This window comes from Bradyrhizobium sp. (assembly GCF_049798375.1).
In the GTDB taxonomy this organism is placed as follows: Bacteria; Pseudomonadota; Alphaproteobacteria; order Rhizobiales; family Xanthobacteraceae; genus Bradyrhizobium.
In genome coordinates, this window is the sequence record NZ_JBARGP010000149.1 from 1 (window position 1) to 17,823 (window position 17,823).

The window sequence follows — 17,823 nt, forward strand, 5'->3', positions numbered from 1 at the left end:
ACCACGGCGGCGTAGCCGAAGCAGATATGGATCACGGTCGGCACATTGATGCCTTCGAGCGCGCGGTTGATCGCCTTGACCGCGTAGCGGCGCGCCAGGTCCGGATTGTTGCGCACCCAGGGCTCGTCGAGCTGGATCACGTCGGCGCCGGCATCTTGCAGGTCGCGCGCCTCGGCGTTGACGGCGGCGGCGAACGCCATCGCCATCTCTTCCTCGTCCTTGTAGTGCTCGTTCTTCGCCTGCTGGCTCATGGTGAACGGGCCGGGAAGGGTGATCTTGGCGGCGCGGTCGGTGTTGCGGCGGAGAAATTCCATGTCGCGCAGCTCGATCGGCCGGCTGCGCTTGATGTCGCCGACCACGCGCGGCACCGGCGTCTGCATCCCCGATTGCGAGGTGATGATGGCGGGATTGTCGGTGTCGATGCCGTCGAGCGCGGTGGCGAACCGGTTGGAATAGCTCTCGCGGCGGATCTCGCCATCGGTGACGATGTCGATGCCGGCGCGTTCCATGTCGCGGATCGCGACGATGGTGGCGTCATCCTGCGCTTCCTCGAGATGCGCTTCAGGGATCTGCCACAACTCCTGCATGCGGACCCGCGCCACCGACTTCGACAGCATGGCACGATTGAGCAGCCAGTCCGGCTGCGGATAACTTCCGACCACGGTGGTCGGCAACAGATGCTTTGGCAGATTCATGCTGCTCTCCTTTATGTCGCTGCTTCAGCGCGCGGCTTCGTTCTTCACGGGGTTGCGCAGCACGCCGATGCCGGTGACCTCGACCTCGACGGTGTCGCCGTCCTTCATCCAGAGCGGCGGCGTGCGGTAGGCGCCGACGCCACCGGTGGTGCCGGTGACGATGACGTCGCCGGGCACCAGTTCAGTGAACGTCGAGCAGTAGGCGAGCAGCGCCGGCACGTCGAACACGAGGTCCGAGATCGGCGCCTTCTGCACTTCCTGGCCGTTCAGCCGCGTGATCAGGGTCTGGGCCGCGATGTCGGTGAGTTCGTCGGTCGTCACCATCCAGGGACCGAAGCCGCCGGTGCCGACAAAGTTCTTGCCCGGCGCGAATTGCGAGGTGTGGCGCTGCCAGTCGCGGATGCTGCCGTCATTATAGCAGGCATAGCCGGCGACATGGTCGAACGCGGCCTCACGGGAAATCCGGCGGCCTGCCTTGCCGATGATGACGGCCATCTCGCCTTCGAAGTCGAAGCGCTCGCTCTCCGGCGGCCGGATCATCGGCTGGCCGGCGCCGACCTGGCTGTTGGCGAAGCGGGTGAAGATCATCGGGTGCGGCGGTGTCGGATGGCCGCTTTCCGCCAGATGCGTCGCGTAGTTGACGCCGATGCAGAAGATCTTGTCGGGATCGGGAATGGTCGGCAGCAGTTCGACGTCAGCAAGCGCATGGTCGGTTTTCTCGCCCTGCAGCTTGCGCAGCATATCGAGCGAGCCTGTCGCCAGCAGTCGCTTCAGCGTCGGATGATCCGGCAGTCGCTTGCCGGCGTCGACGACGCCGCCATCGGTGACGACGCCATAGCTGGCGCGGCCTGCGGCCTTGAAACTTGCGATCTTCATGGTGTCGTACTTTCCTCGATGGATGAAACGAAACTGTCGATCGGCCGCACGATGTTTCCTTCGCGGATCGGCAGGCAATCGGGTGGGAAATCCTGGCGGAAGCGGGCGCCGGCGGCGCTGGCGCGGTCGAGAAATTCGTCGAGACGGGCCATGGCGCCGGTCGGCAGGTCGTGCAGCACGATCAAGGTCCAGGCTTGCGCGCGGCATTGGTCGAGCGCCCGGTCGACCCAGTCCCCCGGATCGGCCCAGTCGCGTGGGATCGCATTCCACAAAACGCAGCTATGCTTGTGATGCACGAGATGATCCACCACCGAGGGCTTCAGCAGCCGCGTGTCGAGATTGCCGCCGCCGCCGAACGGACGGAACCAACGCGCGGGATGGGCGAGTTCGCCGATCAGCTCTTGCGTGCGCCCGACTTCGCGTTCGGCCGTGTGCGGATCGCGCTGCTCACCGAGCGGCACGTTGTGGGTGAAGGTGTGGTTGCCGATCCAGTGGCCCTCGTCGTGGGCGCGCTGCGCAAGCTTCCGCCGCGCCGGATCGGTGAGCTTCTCGCCGATCACGAAGAAGGTCGCCTTGAGGCCCCGCCGGCTGAGAATATCGAGCACGCGCGGCGTAACCTCAGGTTCGGGGCCGTTGTCGAAGGAGAGCGTAACGTCGAACATCTCCGTGCTCCGTCAGGTCGCCGGCTGCAGGGCTGGCGCGATGTCGCGGGCCGCGCCGCGCGTGCCGGTCTGCCAGATCGCGGCCTTGCGTTCGAGCAGCCGGATCGCGGCGTTGAAGACGATCGCAAGTGCCAGCACCAGCAGCACGCCGGCGAACACATGCGGACTGTCGAGCACGGTGCGGTAGCGCGAGATCAGATAACCGATGCCGGCCGAGGAGATCAGCATCTCCGAGACTACGACGCCGACGATGACGAGCGCGCCGCCGACCCGCAGGCCCGACAGCACAGTCGGAATTGCGGCAGGGAGAACCACGCGGATGAGCCGCTGGCTCAACGTCGCGCCCATGCTGCGGGCGGCGAGCAGAAGTTGCGGATCGATGGTCTGGATGCCGGCTGCGGTTGCCAGCATGGTCGGCAGGAAACCGTAGATCGCGGCGAAGGCGATCTTGGATTCCGAGCCGATGCCGAACCAGACGGTGAAGACCGGATAGAGGATCACCAGCGGCACAGCGTAGAGGCTCGAGACGATCGGCATGATCAGGATGCGCTGAGACGGCAGGCTGCCGACGACGGCGCCGAGCAGGATGCCGCCGCCGCAGGCAAACAGCACGGCGATCGCGACTTCGTAAAGCGTCGTCACCAGCGCCTGGCCGTATTCGCCGGCATCGCTCCAGCCTGCAATCAAGGTCGAGGAGAGCGACGGCAGGAACAGCTCGGGCACCAGGCCGCTGCGCGGCAGCACTTCCCAGAGCACGATCAGCGCGGCGATGATCAAATAGCGGACAGTCTGTGCCTTCATGGCCTACGCCGATTTCCGGATATGGCGCCAGATGCGCTCGCGCAGCGCGCCAAACGTATCGCCCGAGAGCATGTCGTAGGTGCGCGGCCGCGGCAGTTGTACCTGAAGGGTATCGACGATGCGGCCCGGGCGCGGCGACATCACCACGACTTCGTCGGCAAGGTAGACGGCTTCGGTGAGGCTATGGGTCACGAACACCACGGTCTTGCCGGTCGCGGCCCAGATCCGCAGCAGCTCATCGCCCATGGTCATGCGGGTCTGCTCGTCGAGCGCGGCGAACGGCTCATCCATCAGCAGCACCGGCGGATCCTGCACCAGCCCGCGCGCGATCGAAACGCGCTGCTTCATGCCGCCGGACAATTCATGCGGATGGCGTTTGCCGAAACCTTCAAGCCCGACCAGCTTCAGCGCCTCCTCGGCCTTGGCGCGGCGCTCGGCCTTGGGCATGCCGCGCAGCGCAAGCGGGAATTCGACATTGTCTTCCGCGGTCAGCCACGGAAACAGGCTCGCCTCCTGGAACACGACGCCGACGCGATTGGGATCCGGCTTCTCGATCGGCGTGCCATTGATACGGATCGTGCCGCTGCCCGGCCGCTGCAGCCCCGCCATCATCATCAGCAAAGTGGACTTGCCGCAGCCGCTCGGCCCGACCAGCACGACGAAGTGGCCGGGCTTGACCTCGAGCGAGACGTCGGACAGCGCGACGACGTCCTGGGTCGCGGTCTTGAAGACCTGGCTGACGTTGCGGACCTCGATGGCGCCCGCGCGCGACAAGGGATTCAGCGGGGTTACGTTCGCCAGTGGCTGCATCGCGTTTCCACCCATCTGATCAGTTCATTGAAGGCGATCGCGATCACCGCGATCAAGACGACGCCCGCGAGCAGCTGCGGCATCTGGAAATTCTCGCCCCAGGTCGCGATCTGATGACCGATGCCGTCGCGCGAAGCGTACATCTCGGCGAGGATGACGCCGGTGAGGTTGAAGATCATGGCGATCCGAAGCGCCTCCAGCAGCACCGGCAGCATCGCGGGCAGATAGATCCGGAACGCCGTCTGCGCCGGCGTTGCGGCATAGGAGCGCGCCACCGTGAGGTATTCGAGCTTGACGGATTCGACGGCGGTGGTGGTCGACATGATCACGATGAAGATGGTCGAGAAGAAGCCGAAGCCGACCTTCTGGGCGAAGCCGACGCCGAACACCAGGATGAACATTGGCAGGAAGATCGACTTCGGAATGCTGAAGGCAAAGAACAGCAGCGGCTTCACCACATCGGCGAAATAGCGGTTCTCGGCGATCAGGAAGCCGATCAGGCAGCCGAACGGGACCGCGAGCGCGAAGGCGCTCAGCACCTCCATGGCCGTGACGCCGAGATCGTTGCGCACAGCCGCGCGCCCCAGCAGATTGACCAACATCGCCAGCGTCTCGGACGCCGACGGCAGCAGCCGCGGGTTGACGAGGCCGCTGCGCGAGGCCGTCTCCCACGCGGCTGTTATCGCGAGGATCACCGCCAGACGTGTGAGCTTGAGGACGAGGCTGTGCGCCATTGCGGATGTCACGGCTTGGTCGGCACCGGCTTGAACTGGGTCGAGATCACATCCTCGGTCGGCACGATGTCCTTCAGCCCGCCGAGCTTGGCGAGATCGAGCGACAGTTGCACGGCATCCTTGACGTTGGCGGCGGACATGTCGCCGGAGGTCTCGACCTTCATGATGGTGTTGTCATATTCCGCCGCCGCGATATCAGCCGGCATCTCATAGAGCTCGGCGATCAGCTTGACGGTGACGTCGCGATTGGCACGCATGAAGGCGACGGCGCCGTAGAGCGCGTTCAGCGCCTTCTGCACCAGTGCGGGCTTGTCCTGCGCGAGCTTGTCCGGCACGATCCAGCCGGCGGTGAGGTTCGGCGGCACTGCGGTAGCGTAGTCGAGGATCGTCTTGGCCTCGCCGGATTTTCCGATCTGGAAGCTGAGCGGCGAATAGACCACGGCGGCATCGACGTTGCCCGAAAGCAGGTTCGGCACCAGGCCGCCGCCGCCGACCGGCACGCGGGTGAATTCGACCTTCTTGTCCTGGACGGTCCACAGCGCCAGCAAATCCGAGCCGGAGCCTGCGGAGGTGATGCCGACCTTCTTGCCGCCGAGATCCTTGACCTCCAGCGTCGACTTGGCCGGCACCATCAATTGCCAGCCAAAATTGCCCATGGCGGCGTTGGCGACCAGCTTCGAGAGCACGCCTTTCTTGCGGCCGGCGGACACCAGCGACGGCGGATCGAGGATGATGTCGGCCGCGCCTGCGGCCATGGCTTCGAACGTCTCGGCGCCGCCGCGATAGATCGTGAGCTCGGCGGTGATGCCTTCCTTCTCGAACAGCTTCTGCCGTACCGCCGTCTCGGCGATCGTGGTCGGCCAATAGGTTTTGGTCGGCAGCCCGACACGGATGGTCTCGGCTTGCGCGGCGTAGGACGCGGCCGCAAGCACGGCAGCGCCGAGCAGGCTCAGGACGAGGCGGCGAGCAATGGTCATCGTTTGATTTCCTCCCGATTGATTTTTTATTGGTGGGCCGGCAGCACGTTAGCGGATCACCTCCGGAATTCTGGGTGCTGCGAGTTCGACGAACTGCATGGTGGTGGCGAAATGGACGGAGAGCGCGGTCACCGCAGCATCCGCATCGCGCCGGCGCACGGCATCGACGATTGCGGCGTGCTCGGCATCGACGTCGCGCGGCTGCCCAACCTCGCGCCGGATCGATAGGCGACGATAGCGCTCGCTCTGCTCGTGCAGCACATCGCGAAAGCCGAGCAGCCATTGCGAGCCGCAGGCGCTGACCAGCGTGCGATGAAAGACACGGTGACGGAGCACCCAGACTTCGTAGTGAACGCCGGGATCATCAGGGTAGCGATAAGGAACGGCCCGCAGCGCATCCCAGGCCAATTCGACGGAGGCGAGCCATGCCGCATCGCCGCGCTCGATCGAACGTCGCAGCGCCAGGCCTTCGATATCGATCCGGGTTTGCGTGACGTCGGCAAGATCCGCCAGCGACACCGGGCTGACGCGGAAGCCGCGTTGATCGGACGCCAGCACCAGGCCATCCGCGACCAGCCGCGACAGCGCCTCGCGCACCGCGGCCAGGCTGACGGAGAATTGTTTGGCGAGACCCGCGATATGCAGCTTCTGTCCGGGCAACAGCCGCGTCGCCAGAATGTCGGCGCGCAGCCGCTCCTGCACCGCCGATGTCAGGCTCCTCGGCCGCTCCACGTCGGTGCCGAAACTCAGATCTACGCTACCCCCGCCAGTCATACCGGCAGCATGCCGGGGCAGATTTTGATCGTCAATCGAAAATCGATTTTTTAGTAGAATCGGCCGATTCTTGTGCTTTGCACCATCGACCATCGACCATCGACCATCGACCAATCCAGTTCGGCAAAATCGGGGTCTACGACTTTTGGGTATTCGATCGGCGCGACGATGCGATCTGCGGCGTCGCCGTGCCCGCCAATCGACGAAGCTCGTCGCCGGCAGCGAGCTGCGACTTCCGGCTGAGTGCTCTGGCGTCGCCAACACTGACTCCATCTTCGCGGTTCGCGTCATCCTTACTCACACGCAATTGAGCGCATGTGATCATTCAGAGATCGCGATGACATTGATGCGGCCGCCGTCCTTTGATTAGACAACGGCCGACATAGGGATTGTTGGTGTTTGCGCCGATTCGCCCGGCCGAGCCCTTGCTCCGCAGGCTTGTTCGGCGATGTGCTCTTCGCCCGAGGGATCATGAGAGGTTCGCTGAGACAGGCATTAGTCGGCAGCATCTTCGGCACGCCATTCATCTTCCCGTATCACCGATGATCAAAACCAAATCTATCCGTTCGACGCGTCGCGGCTTGCCGATGCGTTGAAGGCTTCACGCAGAAGGGCCCGAAGAGGTCACGGAAGAGAAACGTCACGAGGACCGCTGATCATGATCTCCGCACAGAATCTGACACGCAAGTACGGCGCCTTCACCGCCGTGGATGACGTCAGCTTTCGTGTCGGGGATGGCGAGATCGTCGGCCTGCTCGGCCATAACGGGGCTGGCAAGACCACGATCATGAAGATGCTGACCGGCTACCTGGAGCCGACCGCCGGTACGGCCTCGATCGACGGCTTCGACATCGGTGACCAGCGGCGCCAGGCGCAGGCGCTGATCGGCTATCTGCCGGAGAACTGTCCGCTCTATCCGGAGATGACGGTCGTCGAATTTCTCGATTACGCCGCGGAGCTCAAGGGCATCGCGCTTGGCGAGCGGCCGCAGGCGCTACGCGATGCCATCGCGGCGACAGGGCTCGGGGAGAAGGCCACGGAACCGATTGCCAGCCTGTCGCGCGGCTATCGGCAGCGCACCGGCGTGGCGCAGGCGATCCTGCACAGGCCCAAGATCGTGATCCTGGACGAGCCCACCAACGGCCTCGATCCCGCGCAGATCGCGCAGATGCGCGGCCTGATCAAGACACTGGCCGAAACTGCGACGGTCATTCTCTCCACCCACATCCTGCAGGAGGTGCGCGCCGTCTGCGAGCGCGTGCTCGTTGTCAACCGCGGCAAGCTGGTGCTGGACGCCAGGATGGATGAGCTCGCCGGCGCCAGCCGGTTGCGGCTTGTCACCAGCGGGCCACCCGAGAAGGTCGAGCCGCTGATTGCGGGGCTGGGACTCGTGACCCGCGTGGATCGCCTGGCGGATCAAGGCACCGGGCACGCTTACGCGCTCGGCCTGAACGGGCACGGTGTGGAGACCGTCGCGCCGGCCGTGGCGCGCGCCATCACCGCCGGAGGCCTCGACCTCTATGCGCTGCATCCCGAGCAGCGTGATCTGGAAGCGGTGTTCGCCGAAATCACCTCGGTCGGCGCGGCGCATGCGGAGGCCCACAATGCATAACGTGCTTCGCATCGCTCGCAAGGAATTGGCCGCCTTCTTCGCCTCGCCGGCCGCGTTCATCTTCATGGCCGCCTTCCTGGCGATCACCCTGTTCCTGTTCTTCTGGGTCGATCGCTTCTTCGCCCGCAACATTGCCGATGTCCGGCCGCTGTTCGAGTGGATGCCGGTGCTGATGATCTTCTTCGTCTCTGCGGTCACCATGCGGATGTGGAGCGAGGAACGGCGCGCCGGAACGCTGGAATTCCTGCTGACGACGCCGGTCGCGCCGCTGCAGCTCGTGCTCGGCAAGTACCTCGCCTGCCTCGCGCTGGTCGCCATCGCGCTGGCGCTGACCTTGCCGCTGCCGCTCACGGTCTCGATGATCGGCCAGCTCGATTGGGGACCGGTCGCGGGCGGTTATGTCGCCGCGCTGGCGCTTGCGTCCGCCTACATCTCGATCGGCCTGTTCGTCAGCGCCCGCACCGACAACCAGGTGATCAGCCTGATCGTTTCGACGCTGATCTGCGGCGTATTCTACCTGCTCGGCTCCAACACGCTGACCTCGCTGTCGGGCAATGAGGGTGGCGAGGTGCTGCGGCTGCTCGGCGCCGGCTCGCGCTTCGATTCGATCGCGCGCGGCGTCATCGATCTGCGCGACCTCTATTATTATCTGAGCATCTTCGGCGTGTTCTTGGTGCTCAATCTCTATGTGTTGGAAAGCGTGCGCTGGTCCGCACAGGGGCGGGCGCCGCAGCACCGGCGCTGGCGCCTGATTGCCGGGCTGACGGTCGCCAACCTGATCGCCGTCAATCTGTGGCTCGGGCAACTGACCGAGGCGCGCGCCGATCTCACCGAAGGCCATATCTATTCGATCTCCGACGAGACCCGCGGCTATCTGCACCAGTTGCAGGAGCCGCTTCTGATCCGCGGCTATTTCAGCGCCCAGACCCATCCGCTATTGGCGCCGCTGGTGCCGCAGCTGCGTGATCTGCTGAAGGAGTACGAGATCGCCGGTCACGGCAAGGTGCGGGTCGAGTTCGTTGATCCCCAGCAGAACCCGGCGCTGGAGGCCGAAGCCAACAAGCAATACGGCATCCAGCCGGTGCCGTTCCAGACGTCGAGCAAATACCAAGCGTCGGTGACGAACTCCTATTTCAACATTCTCGTCAAATATGGCGACGAATACACCACGCTCGGCTTTCGCGACCTGATCGAGGTCAAGGAGCGCGGTGAGGGCGAGGGCAATCTCAAGGTCAATCTGCGTGACCCCGAATACACCATCACCCGCGCCATCAAGAAGGTGCTGAACGGCTATCGCGGCTCCGGCGACGTGCTGGCTGACCTGCCGCAGCCGGTGACGCTGCAGGCCTATATCTCGTCGGAAAAACTGCCGGATCCGTTGCCGGCGCTGAAGACCGGGCTCGAGCAGCTGATCAAGGACTACCAGGCCAGGGCGCCCGGCAAGCTGAAGGCCGAGATCGTCGATCCCGACGCGGACGGCGGCAAGACCGCGAAGATGCTGCAGGATGATTACGGCCTGGAGCCGCTGTCCGCCGGGCTGCTCAGTCCGCAGCGCTTCTGGTTCCACCTGATCCTGAAAAGCGGCAACAAGACCGAACAGATTCCGCTGCCCGACACGCTCGACAAGGACGGCTTGAAGCGCAACATTGATGCCGAGCTGAAGCGCTTCACGCCGGGCGCGCTGCGCACGGTGGCGCTCTATACGCCGCCGCAGCAGCAGGCGATGCCGCAGCTCGGCATCCCCGGTGGCGGCGGGCCCTCCTTCGATCTCCTGAAGCAGAAGCTGGAGGAAAACGCGTCGGTCGATGCGACGGACCTGAAGAGCGGTGTTGTGCCGGAAAACGCCGATATCCTGTTTGTCGCCTCGCCGCAACAGCTCGATCAGAAGCAGGTGTTCGCGATCGATCAGTTCCTGATGAAGGGCGGCACGGTCATCATGGCGACCTCGCCCTATCAGCCGAGCCTGCACGGCGAGCTCAATGTTACCAAGATGCCGTCGGGGCTGGAGCCGTGGCTGGACTTTCAGGGCCTGCATGTCGATGACAGCCTGGTGCTCGACCGCCAGAGCACGCCGTTTCCGATCCCCGCGGAGCGCGACGTCGGCGGAGGGATCAAGGTGCGGCAGATCCAGCTGATGGATTATCCGTTCTTCGCCGACATCCGCAGTGATGGTCTGGCGCAAGGCGCGGCGCCGACGGCGGGCACGCAGCAGCTGACGCTGTCCTGGGCCTCGCCGATCTCGATCGCGCCCGACAAGAACAGCAAGCGCAAGGTGGTGCGGCTGATCCAGAGTTCGCCGCATTCATGGGCTGCGAAGACGACCAACGTCGTGCCGGACTTCCAGGCCCACCCTGACATCGGCTTTCCCGCCGGGGGCAAGGAGGGGCGGCAGCTTCTCGGTGCGATGATCCAGGGCGAGTTCAATTCCTTCTTCGCGGGCAAGCCATCGCCGCTTGCCAGGGACGCCTCGAATAATGATGCGTCGGCAAAGGATAAGCCGGACCAGAAGGCCGGGGACAAAGGCGCGGCCGCGGCCAAGGACGCCAAGCCGAGTATCACGGGAGTGATTGGTCGTTCGCCGGAGAGCGGCCGGCTGATCCTGATCGGCTCCGGCACGTTCCTGTCCGACGAGGTCCTGGCGCTCGCCTCCAGCGTCGACCGCACCCAATATCTCGCTCCGGTCAACTTCGCGCAGAACCTGGTGGACTGGTCGCTCGAGGATCGCGGGCTGCTGGCGTTGCGTAACCGCGGCGGCCAGTTCTCGCGGACGCTGGAGCCGATGAAAAGCGGCGGCCAGATGTTCTGGGAATATCTCAACTACGCGCTCGCCCTGGTGGGATTGGGCATCGTCTTCGTCGTGCGGCGCTGGCTGCGGGTTGGGGCCCGGCGAAAATATCTCACCATGCTCGGCACTGAGGGAGCCACGATATGAGGCGGCCGGTCGTTCTCGTCCTCACCGCGCTGCTGGGCGCGCAACTCGCGCTCGCGTTGGCGGTCGCGTTCACCCGTTCGGACCACACTGCCTTCGACGCCAAGGAGCCGCTGCTTGCGTTTCAGCCTGCGAAGGTCGATCAGATCGCGATCGACGACGACGAAGGCAAGAAGGTTGAACTCCGGAAGCAGGACGGCAAATGGGTGATTCCATCCTCCTTGGGCTTTCCGGCCGACCAAGCCAAGGTGGAGAGCTTCCTGAACAAGCTGGCCGCGCTGAAGAAGGGCTGGCCCGTTGCGGAGACGACTGCGGCCGCCGAGCGCTTCAAGGTGACGGAGAAGACGCACGATCGCCGCGTGGTGCTGAGCAGCGGCGGCAGCAAGGTCGGCGAGCTCCTGATCGGCACCTCGCCATCCTATCGCCAGGTGCACGTCCGCGCCGGCGATGCGGCCGGCATCTATACTGTGGAGCTCTCGGCTTACGACGTGGGCTCTGGCGCCGACACATGGATGGATCGCGGCCTGCTCGATACGCCGCGCGACAAGATCGCCAGCATCACGCTCGGTGATGTCACGGTCGACGGCAAGGACGGCAAGTTTACGCTGGCCGGGCTGACCAAGGATGAGAAGGCGCTTCCCGACAAGGTCGATGCGCTCGCCAGCGCCATCGCGCATCCGTTGTTCGATACCGTAGTGGGCAAGGGCAAGGACGCGCTGGCGCAAGCGGACAGTCCGGACGTCCAGGCAATGGTAAAGCGGACGGACGGAAGCGCCATCACCTATCGCTACAAGAAGGCCGCCGCGGGCGGCGGCTACCTGTTCGCCAGCTCGGCGCAGGATTACCTGTTCCGTGTTGCTGATACGGAAGCCGCGCCGATCGTCCAGGCCAAGCGGACAGCGCTGATCGAAGCGCCGAAGCCGGCCTCAGAGGCCAAGCCGGATCAGCCGCCGGACACCAAGCCGAATGCCGCGTCCGAAGCACCGAAGAATGACACCGACCCTTCGAAAGGACCAGGCGGATGAGTTGCGAGGAGCAGTGAACGCACCTGCGATAATCGCGATAGACTCTCGCTGGCCCCTGATCGACAGTGGGGCAGGTCGCATCGATCGCGGATCGCGGAATGGTTCAGCACGTCCTCACGCTCAATGCCGGCTCGTCCTCGATCAAGTTCGCGCTATTCGAGCAGGAGGCTGAACTCGTCGAGAGACTGCGCGGCGAGGTCGATGGGCTCGGAACGAACGCGCCGCGCCTCGCGGCGAGTGAGGGCGACAAGGCCATTGCCGACGAGCGGCTCGATGCGGCGAGGGCCGCCGACCACGAGACCGCGCTCGGTGCGGTGCTGGGGCTGCTGCAGAAGACCATCGGGCACACTGCGATCGAAGCTGTCGGCCACCGCGTCGTTCACGGCGGCATCGATTTCACCCAGCCGATCGCGCTCGACGCCGCGAGCCTCGACAGGCTGGCGAAGCTGACGCCGATGGCGCCGCTGCATCAACCGCACAATCTCGCCGGCATCCGGGCCGCGCAACGCGCGTTTCCCGATGCGATGCAGGTCGCCTGCTTCGATACCGCGTTCCACCGCGCGCATCCCTGGGTCAACGATACTTATGCGCTGCCGCGCGAATTCTACGACCAGGGCATTCGCCGCTACGGTTTTCACGGCCTGTCCTACGAGTACGTCACGGGACGGCTGCGAGAGATCGCGCCGCCGGAGGGGCAGGATCGGGCGGTGATCATGCATCTCGGCAACGGCGCCTCTATGTGTGCGATCCGCGACGGCCGCAGCGTCGGCTCGACGATGGGGCTGACCACGCTCGACGGCCTGCCCATGGGCACGCGCTGCGGCGAGCTTGATCCCGGCGTCGTGCTCTATCTGTTGCAGGAGAGACACATGAACGCGGAGCAGATCACCGATCTGCTTTACAATCGCTCCGGGCTGAAGGGCCTGTCCGGTCTGTCGCAGGACATGCGCGAACTGGAGGCCGCCGGGACGCTGGAGGCGGCCCAGGCGATCGACTATTTCGTGTTCCGCATCCGCCGCGAACTCGGCGCGATGGCGGCGATCCTATCGGGCTTCGATGCTGTCGTATTCTGTGGCGGCATCGGTGAGCACGCCTGGCGGATTCGCGAAAGGGTGTGCCGCGATTTCGAGTGGCTCGGCATCGAACTGGATGACGCGCGCAACCGGGCCGGCGAGACTGTGATCTCGACCGATCGCTCACGCGTGCGTGTCCTCGTCATCAGGACCGATGAGGAGACGGTGATCGCGCGCCATACCGCAAGCCTGCTGGCGAGGAGGGCAACATCATAACTGCCGCTTGCATGTCCCCGCGATTTGGTATCTGCAGGACCAAGAAAAAAGCCTGTTCCGGAGGAAATGATGGGTGGCAATGGCGTGGCGTCGCGTGAGGCGGATCTGGAGTTCGACTACGTGGTTGTCGGTGCCGGTTCGGCCGGGTGCGTGCTCGCCAACAGGCTGAGCGCCGACGGCAAGCATTCGGTGCTGCTGCTCGAAGCCGGACCGAAGGACAGCAACATCTGGATTCATGTGCCGCTCGGCTATGCCAAACTGTTCAAGGAAAAGACGGTCAACTGGATGTATCAGACCGAGCCGGAGCCCGGTCTTAACGGTCGGCAGGTATTCCAGCCGCGCGGAAAAGTGCTTGGCGGTTCGTCGTCGATCAATGGCCTGCTCTATGTACGCGGCCAGCACGAGGATTACGATCGCTGGCGCCAGCGCGGCAATGTCGGCTGGGGTTATGAGGACGTGCTGCCCTATTTCAAGAAGGCGGAAAACCAGCAGCGCGGCGCCGACGACTATCATGGCGTCGGCGGGCCGTTAGCGGTGTCAGACTGGCGGCACGAGGATCCGTTGTCGGAAGCCTTCGTCAAGGCGTCGGTGGAATACGGCCTGCCCTACAATCCCGACTTCAACGGCGCGTCCCAGGAGGGCGCCGGCTTCTTCCAGACCACGACCCGGCGCGGCCGGCGCGGCAGCAGCGCGTTCTCTTATCTGCGCCCCGCGAAGGACCGCCGCAATCTCCGCATCGAGACCGAGGCGCTGGCGCAGCGTCTGCTGTTCGAGGGCAAGCGCGCCCGCGCCGTCGAATTCAAGCAGCACGGACAGGTGCGCACGGCGCGGGCACGCAAGGAAATCTTGGTCTCGGGTGGCGCCTACAACTCGCCGCAGTTGCTGCAGCTCTCCGGGGTCGGTCCGGCGGAACTGCTGAAGAGCCATGGCATCGATGTCGTGCTGGACGCGCCTGGTGTGGGCAACGATCTGCAGGACCATCTGCAGGTGCGCATCGTCACCCGCTGCAGCCAGCGCGTCACGCTCAACGACGTCGTCAACCACCCGCTGCGCAAAGTGATGGCCGGGGTGCGCTACGCTGCGCTGCGCAGCGGACCGCTGACGATTGCGGCCGGGACGTCGGCCGCTTTCTTCAAGACCGATCCGAGGCTCGCCACCCCTGATATCCAGATCCACTTCATCCCATTCTCGACCGACAAGATGGGCGAGACGCCGCACGCCTATTCCGGCTTCACTGCGTCGGTGTGCCAAATGCGTCCGGAAAGCCGTGGCACGCTCCGGATCAAGAGCGCGGATCCGTCCGCCGCGCCGGCCATCCACATCAATTACCTCGCCACCGAGACCGACCGCCGCGCCAATATCGATGGTCTGCGCATCCTCCGGAAAATTCTGGCGCAGCCGGCGCTAAAGGCCTATGTGACCGACGAAGTCTATCCGGGCGCGAAGGTGGTCGGCGACGAAGACCTGCTGGCGTTCTGCCGCCAGACCGGTTCGACCGTCTACCACCCGACCTCGACCTGTCGGATGGGCCAGGATCAGCTCGCGGTGGTCGACGAGCGGCTGCGGGTGCGAGGGATCGAAGGGCTGCGGGTGGTCGATGCCTCTGTTATGCCGGACCTGATGTCGGGCAATACCAATGCACCTGTGATCATGATCGCGGAGAAGGCCTCCGACATGATCCTGCAGGACGCACGTTAGAGCATGGTCCGGAAAAGTGGACACCGGTTTTCCGACAAGACCATGCTCGAATAAGATGGGAGTTTGACTGGTGACGAGGTTTCGGATCGGTACGCGCAAGAGCACGATGGCGCTGGCGCAGACCGAGGAGATTGCCCGGCGACTGACGGCCGCGATCCCCGCGCTCGACGTGGAGATCGTCAAGTTCGAGACCACCGGCGATGCCGATCAGACCAGCAAGCTCCTGACCCATGGCGGCAAGGGCGGCGCCTTCGTCGCCGAGATCCGCCGCGCAATGCTGGACGGCAAGCTGCACGCGGCGATGCATTCGCTGAAGGACATGCCGGGCAACGAAGAGACGCCCGGCCTCGTCATCGCCGCGCTGCTGTCGCGCGATCCGGCCGGCGACGTGCTGGTGCTGCGGCGGGGGCTGTCGCTGGATGAATTTCGCAAGGCCGGGGCCAAGGGCTTCAAGATCGGCACCAACGCGGTACGCCGCGCGGCCTATGCTCGGCGGCTGTTTCCGCATGTCGAGATCATCCACTTCCGCGGCGCTGCCGACACCCGCATCCGCAAGCTCGACAATGGCGAGTTGCAGCGGCTGCCGGATGGCGGCACGGTCGGTCCCGCCGACGCGCTGATCATGGCGCGGTCAGGCCTGGAGCGCGTCGGGCTGATCGATCGTGCAGCGTACGAATTTCCGGCCAACGACATGCTGCCGGCCGCGGGACAGGGCATCGTCGCAGTGGAGTGCGTGGCATCCGATTGGGAGACGCGGCGCATTCTCGCCTCGATCGATGATGCAGCCGCGCGCGCCTGCGCCGATGCCGAGCGCGAGGTGCTATGGGTGCTCAACGGCCATTGCAATTCGCCGATCGCGGGCTTTGCCACCATTAATGGCAACGCAATGACGCTGACAGCGTCCGTGCTCGATGAGGCCGGCGGCCGCTTCATCGAGGCCCGGCAGTCTGGCCCCGCCGGTCGGCCGCGCGAGCTTGGCCGCGCAGTCGGGCTGGAACTGCTGGACAAAGGGGCGGCCGAACTGATTGAGACTAGCCGGCCGCGATAAATTCTCAGCCCTTGTAAGCCCGCACCCGCGCGATCATCTGCTCGACATGCGCGATCGGCGTCTCCGGCTGGATGCCATGGCCGAGATTGAAGATCAGCCGGCCCGACGCGTAGTTCGCCAGCACGTCGTCGATCGCCTGATCGAGCGCGGCGCCGCCGGCGATCAGCGCCAGCGGATCGAGATTGCCTTGCACGGCGACCTTGCTCTGCACGCGCTCGCGGATCAGCGCAGGCGCCGCCGTCCAGTCGATGCTGACGGCATCGACGCCGGTCGCCGCGACATAGTCCGGCAGCTGGGCGCCGGCGCCGCGCGGGAAGCCGATGATCTTCGCATCCGGCCGCGCTTTGCGCACGCCCTCGACGATGCGCCGGGTCGGCTCGACCGACCAGCGCGCGAATTCGCGTGGCGACAGCACCCCGGCCCAAGTGTCGAAGATCTGCAGCGCGTCGGCGCCGGCTTCCAGTTGCCGGATCAGATACGCGATCGAGGTCTCGACCAAAACGTCGATGATGGTCGCGAACGCCTCCGGGTGCCGGTAGGCGAGCAGCCGGGCCGGCGCCTGGTCGGGCGTACCCTTGCCGGCGACCATGTAGGTCGCGACTGTCCACGGCGCGCCGCAGAAGCCGATCAGCGCCGTTGCCTGCGACAGCGCTGCGCGAACGCGGCTGAGCGCCTCGCAGACCGGCTCGAGCTTGGTGAAATCGGCCTCGCTCGCCAGCGTCGCGATCTTGTCCGGCGTATCCAGCGGATCGAGCCGCGGGCCTTCGCCGACCTCGAAGCGGACCTCGCGGCCGAGCGCGTAGGGCACCACCAGGATGTCGGAGAAGATGATGGCGGCGTCGAAGCCGAAACGCCGGACCGGCTGCAGCGTCACCTCGGCGGCGAGTTCCGGCGAAAAACATAAATCGAGGAAGCTGCCGGCCTTGGTGCGAAGCTCGCGATATTCCGGCAAATAACGGCCGGCCTGCCGCATCATCCAGATCGGCGGTACCGCCTGGCGCCGGCCAGAGAGCACGTCGACGAAGGGCTTGTTGGTCACGGGCTGGGCCAAGCGAGAAACTCCGCTACATCACGGGAACGATATGCCGCTCCTGATACATGGGGCGGCCGGCCCGGCCAAGGCATATCCGCCGCCAGTGGAACACGTTCCGGGAACAGGCCGTGACCGGCCGCGTTGTCTCCGCTCAAGGGAGATTGATCATGGCTGAGAAATTCAATCCCGCGCCGCACGACAAGCATGCCGAGGATCCGCGCGAGGCGTCGCGCCTCGACCGCGAGACCAAGACAAAGCTCGACACCGGGTTGATGGACACGTTCCCGGCATCCGATCCGGTCAGCGTGGCGCAGCCGACGAGCCGGCCGCGGGCCAGCAACGTCGAGGAGCTACGAAGGCCACGTAACGCGGACGAGCCGTCGCTGTGGGACAAGGTCCGATCCGTCTTTGCGCGATGATCATCATCTGCTGAAAGGCGGCATTGGCCGCTATCAATAATGCGGCGGCCGCTCGTTCGAGGGGCCGCCCGTGGTCGTTTCGGCATCTGCGACGCGTTCGTTCAAGCGGGCAATCTGTCGCTTCAGCGCGTCGATCTCGCTCCATTGTGCCGTAATGGTCTGGTTCAGCGTCTCGATGGTATCGTCCTGATACGTCAAACGCGCTTCCAGCGCGTCGATCCTGTCGGTCAAATCTCTGCTGTCATTCATCGGCTACGACCTTCATGCGGGGCGAGCGTTCGCGCAAGCCGTGGCCGAGCGAACCACGCTCGTCGAACACGAAGCACTCGCCGCGCCAGCGGCTTTCGCTTTCCGGAATCTGCTCGAGATATCTGAGGATGCCGCCTTTCAGGTGATAGACCTCGGCAAAGCCGTGGGCGAGCAGATGCGCGCTCGCTTTCT

At 64.9% G+C, this 17,823-nt stretch carries 17 protein-coding genes and 1 pseudogene; 7 read left to right on the top strand and 11 right to left on the bottom strand.

Annotated elements, in window-relative coordinates; genetic code table 11:
- The 8 genes from WA702_RS06440 to WA702_RS06475 all read right to left on the bottom strand — a co-directional run.
- On the bottom strand, positions 1 to 695 hold a 695-nt coding region (locus tag WA702_RS06440), incomplete at its 3' end, for a 5-methyltetrahydropteroyltriglutamate--homocysteine methyltransferase (RefSeq protein WP_425109700.1).
- Positions 696 to 719: 24 nt separating this feature from the next.
- A complete protein-coding gene (locus tag WA702_RS06445) occupies positions 720 to 1,571 on the bottom strand; it encodes a fumarylacetoacetate hydrolase family protein (RefSeq protein ID WP_425109701.1) in 852 nt (283 codons plus the stop codon).
- Positions 1,568 to 2,233: a polysaccharide deacetylase family protein gene (locus WA702_RS06450; RefSeq protein ID WP_425109702.1), complete on the bottom strand. Its 666-nt coding sequence runs from the start codon at positions 2,231 to 2,233 to the stop codon at positions 1,568 to 1,570. Before WA702_RS06450 ends, WA702_RS06445 begins: the two co-directional genes overlap by 4 nt.
- A 12-nt stretch (positions 2,234 to 2,245) precedes the next feature.
- Entirely contained in the window at positions 2,246 to 3,034 is a 789-nt protein-coding gene (locus WA702_RS06455) for an ABC transporter permease (protein WP_425109703.1), read from the bottom strand.
- 3 nt (positions 3,035 to 3,037) lie between these two features.
- A complete protein-coding gene (locus WA702_RS06460) occupies positions 3,038 to 3,844 on the bottom strand; it encodes an ABC transporter ATP-binding protein (RefSeq protein ID WP_425109704.1) in 807 nt (268 codons plus the stop codon).
- Positions 3,823 to 4,578 (bottom strand): ABC transporter permease, encoded by a 756-nt coding sequence (locus WA702_RS06465; protein WP_425109705.1) that lies wholly within the window; start codon positions 4,576 to 4,578, stop codon positions 3,823 to 3,825. The genes WA702_RS06460 and WA702_RS06465 overlap by 22 nt, the downstream gene beginning before the upstream one ends.
- An 8-nt stretch (positions 4,579 to 4,586) precedes the next feature.
- Positions 4,587 to 5,555, bottom strand: coding sequence for an ABC transporter substrate-binding protein (locus WA702_RS06470; RefSeq protein ID WP_425109706.1), 969 nt, complete (start codon positions 5,553 to 5,555; stop codon positions 4,587 to 4,589).
- Positions 5,556 to 5,603: 48 nt separating this feature from the next.
- Positions 5,604 to 6,287: a GntR family transcriptional regulator gene (locus WA702_RS06475; protein ID WP_425109707.1), complete on the bottom strand. Its 684-nt coding sequence runs from the start codon at positions 6,285 to 6,287 to the stop codon at positions 5,604 to 5,606.
- A gap of 700 nt (positions 6,288 to 6,987) precedes the next feature.
- On the opposite strand from WA702_RS06475, the gene WA702_RS06480 reads away from it, so the two are divergent.
- From WA702_RS06480 to hemC, 6 genes are all read left to right on the top strand, one after another.
- Entirely contained in the window at positions 6,988 to 7,941 is a 954-nt protein-coding gene (locus WA702_RS06480; RefSeq protein WP_425109708.1) for an ABC transporter ATP-binding protein, read from the top strand.
- Positions 7,934 to 10,873 (top strand): Gldg family protein, encoded by a 2,940-nt coding sequence (locus tag WA702_RS06485; protein ID WP_425109709.1) that lies wholly within the window; start codon positions 7,934 to 7,936, stop codon positions 10,871 to 10,873. The genes WA702_RS06480 and WA702_RS06485 overlap by 8 nt, the downstream gene beginning before the upstream one ends.
- Positions 10,870 to 11,895, top strand: a complete 1,026-nt coding sequence (locus WA702_RS06490) for a DUF4340 domain-containing protein (RefSeq protein ID WP_425109710.1) — start codon at positions 10,870 to 10,872, stop codon at positions 11,893 to 11,895. Before WA702_RS06485 ends, WA702_RS06490 begins: the two co-directional genes overlap by 4 nt.
- A 98-nt stretch (positions 11,896 to 11,993) precedes the next feature.
- On the top strand, positions 11,994 to 13,184 hold the full coding sequence (locus WA702_RS06495) for an acetate/propionate family kinase (RefSeq protein ID WP_425109711.1): 1,191 nt from the start codon (positions 11,994 to 11,996) through the stop codon (positions 13,182 to 13,184).
- A gap of 69 nt (positions 13,185 to 13,253) precedes the next feature.
- A complete protein-coding gene (locus WA702_RS06500; RefSeq protein ID WP_425109712.1) occupies positions 13,254 to 14,882 on the top strand; it encodes a GMC family oxidoreductase in 1,629 nt (542 codons plus the stop codon).
- Between the two features lie 67 nt (positions 14,883 to 14,949).
- Positions 14,950 to 15,930 carry a hydroxymethylbilane synthase gene (gene hemC / locus WA702_RS06505; protein WP_425109716.1) on the top strand — a complete coding sequence of 327 codons (981 nt, stop codon included), beginning with the start codon at positions 14,950 to 14,952 and terminating at the stop codon, positions 15,928 to 15,930.
- 4 nt (positions 15,931 to 15,934) lie between these two features.
- On the opposite strand, the gene hemE is transcribed toward hemC, so the two are convergent.
- Entirely contained in the window at positions 15,935 to 16,981 is a 1,047-nt protein-coding gene (gene hemE / locus WA702_RS06510; RefSeq protein ID WP_425109713.1) for a uroporphyrinogen decarboxylase, read from the bottom strand.
- Positions 16,982 to 17,130: 149 nt separating this feature from the next.
- Here hemE and WA702_RS06515 point away from each other — a divergent pair, with 149 nt between their 5' ends.
- Positions 17,131 to 17,382 carry a hypothetical protein gene (locus tag WA702_RS06515; protein ID WP_425109714.1) on the top strand — a complete coding sequence of 84 codons (252 nt, stop codon included), beginning with the start codon at positions 17,131 to 17,133 and terminating at the stop codon, positions 17,380 to 17,382.
- A gap of 33 nt (positions 17,383 to 17,415) precedes the next feature.
- Here the strand turns inward: WA702_RS06515 and WA702_RS06520 are convergent, their stop codons facing one another.
- Together WA702_RS06520 and WA702_RS06525 are read right to left on the bottom strand one after the other, a co-directional pair.
- Entirely contained in the window at positions 17,416 to 17,631 is a 216-nt protein-coding gene (locus WA702_RS06520) for a SlyX family protein (RefSeq protein ID WP_425109715.1), read from the bottom strand.
- A pseudogene (locus WA702_RS06525) lies at positions 17,624 to 17,823 on the bottom strand (hypothetical protein); the annotation flags it as partial. The pseudogene WA702_RS06525 and the gene WA702_RS06520, both read right to left, overlap by 8 nt.